This is a genomic window from Streptomyces sp. MUM 2J (assembly GCF_022414535.1).
Lineage (GTDB): Bacteria > Actinomycetota > Actinomycetes > Streptomycetales > Streptomycetaceae > Streptomyces.
In genome coordinates this window covers 100709-107225 of sequence record NZ_JADWYM010000025.1, presented here as the reverse complement: position 1 = coordinate 107225, position 6517 = coordinate 100709, and the positions used below count along the sequence as shown (strand labels likewise).

Annotated in this window: 7 protein-coding genes; 6 read left to right on the top strand and 1 reads right to left on the bottom strand. The window is 73.2% G+C overall.

Translation table 11 applies throughout. The features are described 5' to 3' along the window. The 3 genes from I3F54_RS20655 to I3F54_RS20645 all read left to right on the top strand — a co-directional run. Positions 1 to 550 (top strand): TOBE domain-containing protein (locus tag I3F54_RS20655; protein WP_374205944.1); only part of this gene is annotated, 550 nt, incomplete at its 5' end. A gap of 167 nt (positions 551 to 717) precedes the next feature. Next, entirely contained in the window at positions 718 to 2106 is a 1389-nt protein-coding gene (locus I3F54_RS20650; RefSeq protein ID WP_240120313.1) for an aldehyde dehydrogenase family protein, read from the top strand. A gap of 17 nt (positions 2107 to 2123) precedes the next feature. Further along, on the top strand, positions 2124 to 3206 hold the full coding sequence (locus I3F54_RS20645) for a Zn-dependent alcohol dehydrogenase (protein WP_240120312.1): 1083 nt from the start codon (positions 2124 to 2126) through the stop codon (positions 3204 to 3206). A 253-nt stretch (positions 3207 to 3459) separates the two neighbouring features. Here I3F54_RS20645 and I3F54_RS20640 read toward each other — a convergent pair whose 3' ends face one another. After that, on the bottom strand, positions 3460 to 4092 hold the full coding sequence (locus tag I3F54_RS20640) for a TetR/AcrR family transcriptional regulator (RefSeq protein ID WP_240120311.1): 633 nt from the start codon (positions 4090 to 4092) through the stop codon (positions 3460 to 3462). Positions 4093 to 4181: 89 nt separating this feature from the next. On the opposite strand from I3F54_RS20640, the gene I3F54_RS20635 reads away from it, so the two are divergent. The 3 genes from I3F54_RS20635 (at position 4182) to I3F54_RS20625 (ending at position 6468) form a co-directional block, all read left to right on the top strand. Next, positions 4182 to 5333, top strand: a complete 1152-nt coding sequence (locus tag I3F54_RS20635) for an acyl-CoA dehydrogenase family protein (protein ID WP_240120310.1) — start codon at positions 4182 to 4184, stop codon at positions 5331 to 5333. A 103-nt stretch (positions 5334 to 5436) separates the two neighbouring features. Beyond that, the gene (locus tag I3F54_RS20630; RefSeq protein ID WP_240120309.1) at positions 5437 to 5724 is read left to right on the top strand and encodes a YiaA/YiaB family inner membrane protein; all 288 of its coding nucleotides are present in this window, start codon (positions 5437 to 5439) and stop codon (positions 5722 to 5724) included. Between the two features lie 117 nt (positions 5725 to 5841). After that, the gene (locus tag I3F54_RS20625; protein WP_240120308.1) at positions 5842 to 6468 is read left to right on the top strand and encodes a TetR/AcrR family transcriptional regulator; all 627 of its coding nucleotides are present in this window, start codon (positions 5842 to 5844) and stop codon (positions 6466 to 6468) included. Positions 6469 to 6517: the final 49 nt, after the last annotated feature.

Here is a 6517-nt window from a genome sequence, read left to right as displayed (position 1 = left end):
CTCGTTGATCACTAACTGCCTTGGGAAGCCGTCAATAAACGCTGTCCCCAGACATCAACGAAGCCACGAGGTGATCGTCGGGCTGCGCTCGGAAGCCGTCCGCATCGCCAGGCACGCCTCCGCCCGGCCCGGCGAGGTACCGCTCACCGGTCTCGTGGAGTACGTGGAGTTCCAGGGGCACGAGGCGCTCGTGCACTTCGACACCGGCTCGCGCCCGGCGGTCGTGCCGGATCTGGAGAACCCGCGCCGGGCCACCCGGCCCGCCCGGCGCCGCCGCCGCGACGGCTCGGTCCTGGAACGGCTGCGCGAGCGCGTGGAGGCCCTGCGCACCGGGCCCGTGGCAGTCCTCGACCGACCGGCCGGCACCGCACCCGGTCCGGAACCCGCCCTCCTGCCCGGCGACCTGGTCGTGCGCACCACCCCCGACATCGACCTGCGGCACGGCATGCGGGTGCCTCTCCTCGTCGACCTCGCCCACCTCTTCGTCTTCGACCAGCACGGCGAACGCATCTGCCCGGCTCCCGCACACCTGCCCGATCTGGCGGAATGACGCCCGCCCGTCCTCCTTCCCCGCTCTCTCCGTTCTCCCCGCCCTCCCCTGCGCCGGCCCACCCCGGGCCGGTGGCATCATCGGGCGTCAGCGGCGACCCCCTGGCGCCCGAAAACTAACGCCGCTAGTTTATGTGCCGGAGACGAGACCGGTCCGGGAGGAGCACGATGAAGGCACACGAGGGCATCTACATCGACGGCGCCTGGCGGCCCGCTGCGGGGCAGGACGTGATCGAGGTGGTGAACCCGGTCGACGAGCAGGTGATCGGCACCGTCCCGGCCGGCACCGCCCTCGACGTCGACACCGCGGTACGTGCCGCACGCGCCGCCCTCCCCGGCTGGGCCGCGACCCCGCCCGCCGAGCGCGCCGCGCGCCTGGCGGCGCTGCGCGACGTGCTGGAGGCCCGCAAGGACGAGATAGCCGAGACGGTCACCGCCGAACTCGGCTCCCCGCTGCCCTTCTCGCAGGCCGTCCACGCGGCCGTGCCGATCGCGGTCGCGGCCTCGTACGCCGAACTGGCGGCTGTCCACCCCTTCGAGGAGAAGGCCGGCACCTCCACCGTGTTCCTGGAGCCGATCGGCGTCGTCGGTGCGATCACGCCCTGGAACTACCCGCTGCACCAGGTCGTCGCCAAGGTCGCCCCCGCGCTCGCGGCCGGCTGCACGGTCGTCCTGAAACCCGCCGAGGACACCCCGCTCGTCGCCCGCCTGTTCGCCGAGGCGGTGCACTCGGCGGGCGTCCCGGCCGGCGTCTTCAACCTGGTCACCGGTCCCGGCCCGGTCGCCGGGCAGGCCCTCGCCGAACACCCCGGGGTCGACCTGGTCTCCTTCACCGGCTCCACGGCCGTCGGGAAGCGGATCGGCGCGGTCGCGGGCGGCGCCCTGAAGAAGGTCGCCCTGGAGCTGGGCGGCAAGTCCGCCAACGTGATCCTGCCGAGCGCCGACCTCGCCCGCGCGGTCAACGTCGGTGTCGCCAACGTGATGTCCAACTCCGGGCAGACGTGCAGCGCGTGGACCCGGATGCTGGTGCACCGGGACCGCTACGACGAGGCCGTCGAACTCGCCGCGGCCGCCGCCGCCAAGTACGGCGACCGCATCGGCCCGCTGGTCAACGCGGCGCAGCGGGCCCGGGTACGCGGCTACATCGACCAGGGCGTCGCCGAGGGTGCCCGACTCGTCGTGGGCGGCTCCGAGCCGCCGCGCGAGCGGGGCTACTACGTCAGCCCGACCGTCTTCGCCGACGTCACCCCCGAGATGACCATCGCCCAGGAGGAGATCTTCGGCCCTGTGCTGTCGATCCTGCGCTACACCGACGAGGACGACGCCCTGCGCATCGCCAACGGCACGGTCTACGGCCTGGCGGGCGCCGTCTGGGCCGCCGGGGACGCGGAGGCCGTCGCCTTCGCGCGCCGTATGGAGACCGGGCAGGTCGACATCAACGGCGGGCGCTTCAACCCCGTGGCACCCTTCGGCGGCTACAAGCAGTCCGGCGTGGGCCGGGAACTGGGCACGCACGGCCTCGCCGAGTACCTCCAGACCAAGTCCCTCCAGTTCTAGGAGAGTTGTTGCCCGTCATGGCTGTCCGCGCTGCCGTACTCCCCGCCATCGGCGCTCCGCTGGAGCTCGCCGAGATCGTCCTGCCCGACCCCGGGCCCGGCCAGGTCCGCGTCCGGCTCGCCGCCGCCGGGGTCTGCCACTCCGACCTGTCCCTGTCCAACGGCACCATGCGGGTGCCGGTCCCCGCCGTCCTGGGCCACGAGGGCGCGGGCACCGTCGTCGCCGTCGGGGAGGGCGTCGGCCACCTCGCCCCCGGCGATGCCGTCGTGCTGAACTGGGCCCCCTCGTGCGGCACCTGCCACGCCTGCTCGCTCGGCGAGGTCTGGCTGTGCGCCAACGCGCTGAACGGCGCCGCCGGCGTCCACGCCCGCACCACCGACGGCACGGACCTCCACCCCGGCCTCAACGTCGCCGCGTTCGCCGAGGAGACGGTCGTGCCGGCCTCCTGCGCCCTGCCGCTCCCGGACGGTGTCCCGCTCACCGACGCGGCCCTCCTCGGCTGCGCCGTCCTCACCGGGTACGGCGCCGTCCACCACGCTGCGAAGGTCCGCCCGGGCGAGACGGTGGCCGTCTTCGGCGTCGGCGGGGTGGGGCTCGCGACGCTGCAGGCGGCCCGCATCGCGGGCGCGTCGACGATCGTCGCGGTCGACGTCTCCCCGGAGAAGGAGGAACTGGCGAGGGCGGCCGGTGCCACCGAGTACGTGCTCGCCTCCGACGGCACCGCCCGCGAGATCCGCGCGCTCACCGGCCGGCACGGTGTGGACGTGGCCGTGGAGTGCGTCGGCCGCGCGGTCTCGATCCGCGCCGCCTGGGACTCCACCCGCCGCGGCGGCCGCACCACGGTCGTCGGCATCGGCGGCAAGGACCAGCAGGTCACCTTCAACGCTCTGGAGATCTTCCACTGGGGACGCACCCTGTCCGGGTGCGTCTACGGCAACTGCGACCCCGCCGCCGACCTCCCGGTCCTGGCCGAGCACGTCCGGGCGGGCCGGCTCGACCTCGGCGCCCTGGTGACCGAGCGCATCGCGCTCGACGGCATCCCCGCGGCCTTCGAGAACATGCTCGCGGGCAAGGGCGGCCGGGCGCTGATCGTCTTCTGACCGCTGCGGGCGGGCGCGGCCGTCGCGCCCGCCCGCCGTCCGGGGCTTCCGGGCGCCGGCCGCGATGCCGGGCCCACGGCCCGGCCGTGCGACCGGCCTGCGGGCGGTTCCTCGGCCTGCCTGCCGCTCACCGGGCCAGCCGGTGCGCGGGGGGCGCGATCACGCCGACTCGCGCGCCTGGGCCGCCCGCGGCATGCGGCAGGGATGCTTCGGCCAGCGCCGACGCGTCCCTGCCGCATGCCGGGACGCGTCGTCACCGCAGGTGGGCGTACTGCTGCGCCAGGCCGTCCAGCAGTGCCGTCAGTCCCGTCTCGAAGGCCCGCTCGTCGATCTTCTCCTGCTGCTCGGCGAGGAGGTGGGCCTGGCCGAGGTGCGGGTAGTCGGCGGGGTCGTAGGCGTTCGGGTCCTCGACGAAGCCCCCGGCGAAGGAGCCGAGGACGGAGCCCATGATGAAGTACCGCATCAGCGCGCCGATCGAGGTCGCCTGCGACGGCGGCCAGCCCGCCTCCACCATCGCGCCGTAGACGGCGTCGGCGAGGCGCAGGGCGGCCGGGCGGCGCCCGGGGCCGCGGGCGAGGACCGGGACGATGTTCGGGTGGTCCCGCAGGGCCGCCCGGTAGGAGACGGCCCAGTCGTGCAGCGCGGTCCGCCACTCCCGGCCGCCCTCGAACATCGAGAGGTCGACCTGGCCGCTCACCGAGTCGGCGACCGCCTCCAGGATCTCGTCCTTGGTGCGGAAGTGGTTGTACAGGGAGGGCCCGCTCACCCCCAGCTCGGCGGCGAGCCGGCGCGTGGAGACGGCCGACAGGCCTTCCGTGTCCACGAGTTCCCGTGCCGTTTCGACGATGCGGTCGGTGCTGAGGAGGGGCTTGCGCGGTCGGGCCATGGCGCACATAGTAGGGCTGCACCTGGAAACTAGCAGTGCTAATTTAAATGTACGGCTTTCAAAGTTCGCGATCTGTGGGGTGGTCTCTGATGAACCTGGAGCTCAGCGGGGAGCAGGTGGCCGTGCGGCGGCTCGCCCGGGACTTCGTCGAGCGCGAGATCGCCCCGAACGCGGTCACCTGGGACCGGGCCGAGGAGGTCGACCGCTCGATCGTGAAGAAGCTGGGCGAGGTCGGTTTCCTCGGACTCACCGTCGACGAGGAGTACGGCGGCTGTGGCGGCGACCACCTGGCCTACTGCCTGGTGACGGAGGAGCTGGGGCGCGGCGACTCCTCCGTGCGCGGCATCGTCTCCGTCTCGCTCGGACTGGTCGCCAAGACGATCGCGGCCTGGGGGAGCGAGGAGCAGAAGCGGCGGTGGCTGCCCGGCCTCACCGCCGGTGAACTGGTCGGCTGCTTCGGCCTCACCGAGCCGGGCACCGGCTCCGACGCCGGCAACCTCGCCACCCGGGCGGTGCGCGACGGCGACGACTACGTCATCAACGGCACCAAGACCTTCATCACCAACGGCACCTGGGCGGACGTCGTCCTGCTCTTCGCCCGTTCCACGGACGCCCCCGGGCACCGGGGCGTCTCCGCCTTCCTGGTCCCGGCCGCCACCCCGGGGCTGACCCGCCGCACCCTGCACGGCAAGCTCGGGCTGCGCGGCCAGGCGACCGCCGAACTGGTCCTTGAGGACGTGCGCGTGCCGGCCTCCGCGCTGCTGGGCGAGGAGGGCCGGGGCTTCAAGGTCGCCATGTCGGCCCTGGCCAAGGGGCGGATGTCGGTGGCGGCGGGCTGCGTCGGCATAGCGCAGGCCGCGCTGGACGCGGCGGTGCGGTACGCGGGGGAGCGCGAGCAGTTCGGCAGGACCATCGCCCACCACCAGCTGGTGCAGGAGCTGATCAGCGACATCGCCGTCGACGTGGACGCCGCGCGGCTGCTGACCTGGCGCGTGGCCGACCTGATCGACCGCGGCCTGCCCTTCGCCGTGGAGTCCTCCAAGGCCAAGCTCTTCGCCTCGGAGGCGGCCGTCCGCGCCGCCAACAACGCTCTCCAGGTCTTCGGCGGCTACGGCTACATCGACGAGTACCCGGCGGGCAAGCTGCTGCGGGACGCGCGCGTGATGACCCTCTACGAGGGCACGAGTCAGATCCAGAAGCTCGTCATCGGGCGGGCGCTGACGGGAGTGTCGGCGTTCTGAGTGCTCCGGGTGCTTTGAGTTCTCTGAGTACTGCGAGTGCTCTGAGTGTCGACTGAGTACGCCGGCGGATGTGGCGGTGGCCGTGTCCGCCGAACCTGGTCCCATGAGTGACACACCGGTCAGACAGCAGAACACGGCGGCTTTCCACGGTCAGGCCGTCGTCTCCTTCGCCGCCGCCATGGCCGCCACCGCCGTCGGGATCTTCCGGCCGAGCGCCGACGGCTGGGTCCGCGGCTTCCTCGCCATCGCCGTCCTGTACCTTGTCACGTCGTCCTTCACCCTCGCCAAGGTCGTCCGGGACCGGCAGGAGGCCGGGCGGATCGTCAGCCGGGTCGACCAGGCGCGGCTGGAGAAGCTGCTCGCCGAGCACGACCCCTTCGAGAAGCTCTGAGGCGCGCGGCGGATCCCCGCGGCCGGTTCACGACCCTGTCCGAGCAGGTGCTCTAAGCAACCGCTCACCTTCGGCGGTATGGTGGGGGCTCCTGTCACCGAGAGGGGCGAACAAGCGATGAGTACGGCGGAGGAGACGGCCGGCGGCGAGATGCAGCCGTGGGGCGAGGTCACCCCGGACGCGGCCCGGCGACTGCTGATCGCCGCCGTGGAGGCCTTCGCCGAGCGCGGCTACCACGCCACGACCACCCGCGACATCGCGGGCCGCGCCGGCATGAGCCCGGCCGCGCTCTACATCCACTACAAGACGAAGGAAGAGCTGCTCCACCGGATCAGCCGCATCGGCCACGAGAAGGCACTGGACATCCTGCGGACCGCTGCCGGGCGCGAGGGCACCCCCTCCGAGCGGCTCGCGGACGCGGTCAGCTCCTTCGTCCGCTGGCACGCCGGCGGGCGCACCACCGCGCGGGTCGTGCAGTACGAGCTGGACTCGCTCGGGGCGGAGGCCCGCGCCGAGATCGTGGGGCTGCGCCGCCAGGTGAACGCGGAGGTCCGCCGGATCATCGAGGACGGCGTCGCGGCGGGCGAGTTCGACGTCCCCGACGTGCCGGGCACCACGCTGGCCGTGCTGTCGCTGTGCATCGACGTCGCGCGCTGGTTCAACGTGAACGGCCCCCGCACCCCGGACGAGGTCGGCGCGCTCTACGCCGACCTCGTGCTGCGGATGGTGGGAGCCGGCAGGTAGTCCGCCGCTGCGGCCGGGCGGTCACCGGCGCCGCCCGCCCGCTGCCGGG